Source organism: Halobacillus sp. BBL2006 (assembly GCF_000786645.1).
GTDB lineage: Bacteria > Bacillota > Bacilli > Bacillales > Halobacillaceae > Halobacillus.
In genome coordinates this window covers 1-1,849 of the sequence record NZ_JRNX01000780.1, presented here as the reverse complement: position 1 = coordinate 1,849, position 1,849 = coordinate 1, and the positions used below count along the sequence as shown (strand labels likewise).

Below are 1,849 nucleotides of genomic sequence, written 5' to 3'. Positions count from 1 at the left end.
ATAAAACATAAAAAAACCACCAATATATGTATTGGTGGAGACGGTGGGAGTCGAACCCACGTCCGGAGATATCGGCACTCGGGCTTCTACAAGCGTAGTCGGTATATTATATTTCGCTACCTCTTCGACCTACCGACAGGCTTCCGAGGAGCTAGCCTGATTAGTCTCTTCGTTTTTCCTCAGGCGGTGGAAAAACGCGTAGCCCACTTCAGTTTGAGACCCTTCATCTAGCACATGGGCGATGCCAGGAAGGATCAGCTATAGACTACTTACGCAGCTACAGCTAGGTTTTCGTTAGATTCGCCAGTTATTATAGGCAAATGACGTTTTACGAGACGTCGCCTCGACTCGCGACCCGAGCTCGACCTATCCCCGTCGAATCCGTAACGTCCCCGTTAGGATTAAAAGGATAGAGCAACAAGCTCATCTCCAATATCGCTTTGAGCGACAATAATTATTATAGCACAAATATATTTTTTTTCAAGTCTGCATATTATTGAAGACTTTCTTTGACAGCTCGATCCATCTCACGTTTCTGCTGCTTCCGCTTCAAGTCTTCTCGCTTATCATATTTCTTCTTACCTCGACCGACTCCAAGCAATACTTTGGCTACACCGTTTTTGATATATACCTTGAGCGGTACGAGAGAATACCCTTTTTGTTGGGTTTGTCCAATTAATTGGTTGATCTCTTTACGGTGAAGTAAAAGTTTCCTTGCTCTTGTAGGCTCATGGTTGTGGATATTCCCTTGATCGTAAGGGGAGATGTGCATGTTGTGAATGAACACTTCTCCATCTTTCACACGAGCGAAGCTTTCTTTCAATTGAATCCGTCCATTACGAATTGATTTAATTTCCGTTCCTTGAAGAACGATTCCCGCTTCGAATGTTTCTTCAATAGTAAAGTCATGCCTTGCTTTTTTATTTTGGGCTAGCGTTTTTCCATGTCCTCTTGGCATAGCGATTTCCTCCTCTGTTGCGTAACCTCTATTGTATCAAAAGTCCCCAGTGTTTCCAATTCAAATCCACTGCTATAACGGAAGATTATCGATAGACTTTTGATCGATTAATGTGAGAATATACGTTTGCATATGTCTTACCAAAGGAGCTCGATAAAATGGAACAAGTAATGAATGTGAGACCCTTGAGTATTGAGGATCGCTCTGCCCTTGAATGCATGGATACAGGCATTCAAGATGACTATGTGATCCGGATTTTCGAAAACCTGGTTGAATCAGACAACCATGAACTTTTTGGTCTCTTTCAAAATAGCAAGATGCTCGCTATAGGGGGATATAGCTTGTTTGGTGGAAGTAATTTCGCCATGCTTGGTCGACTCCGAAGTGATCGACGTTATCTAAAGAAAGGGAATGCCACAGAGCTCCTTAAACCAATCGTGGACCAATTATGGAAGCATCCAGAAGTTGACTGGATCGGTGCAAACACTCACCTTGGCAATATTCCCGCCCGCAGAGTGCTAGAAAAGCTTGGAATTCGCCAAGGGCCTGTCATCCATTACTTAATCTTACACCAACCGGAATTACTGACTGGAAATACACCTGGGAACATCTGGACTCATGTCGTTGATATTGAAAAGAAACGAGAGTTGCTTTTGTCATTACAGCCAACCCCAGAAGTGTTCCCTTACGAATGTTATTACCCTCTTCCATATAATGCTTCGTTGTTTACAAAGGAATACTTAAAGGATTCAACCTTTTATGTAAAGCCAGACAATTCTAGATTCGTCATCATTAAAAATGATACAAAAAAACATCAATATTCCCACGTCAAGTACTTTTGGGACGACCATTATCAGCAGCCTGGATTTTTTGCAACGCTTATGGAGCACT

2 protein-coding genes and 1 other RNA gene are annotated in these 1,849 nt (G+C 42.5%); 1 reads left to right on the top strand and 2 read right to left on the bottom strand.

Going from position 1 to position 1,849, the window contains the following annotated elements:
* Window positions 1-32: 32 nt before the first annotated feature.
* Window positions 33-394, bottom strand: a transfer-messenger RNA (tmRNA) gene (gene ssrA / locus LD39_RS22325).
* 99 nt (window positions 395-493) lie between these two features.
* A complete protein-coding gene (smpB, locus tag LD39_RS19605) occupies window positions 494-958 on the bottom strand; it encodes an SsrA-binding protein SmpB (RefSeq protein WP_035552304.1) in 465 nt (154 codons plus the stop codon).
* Between the two features lie 158 nt (window positions 959-1,116).
* On the opposite strand from smpB, the gene LD39_RS19600 reads away from it, so the two are divergent.
* Window positions 1,117-1,849: GNAT family N-acetyltransferase (locus tag LD39_RS19600; protein WP_035552301.1), on the top strand; the 733-nt coding region annotated here is incomplete at its 3' end.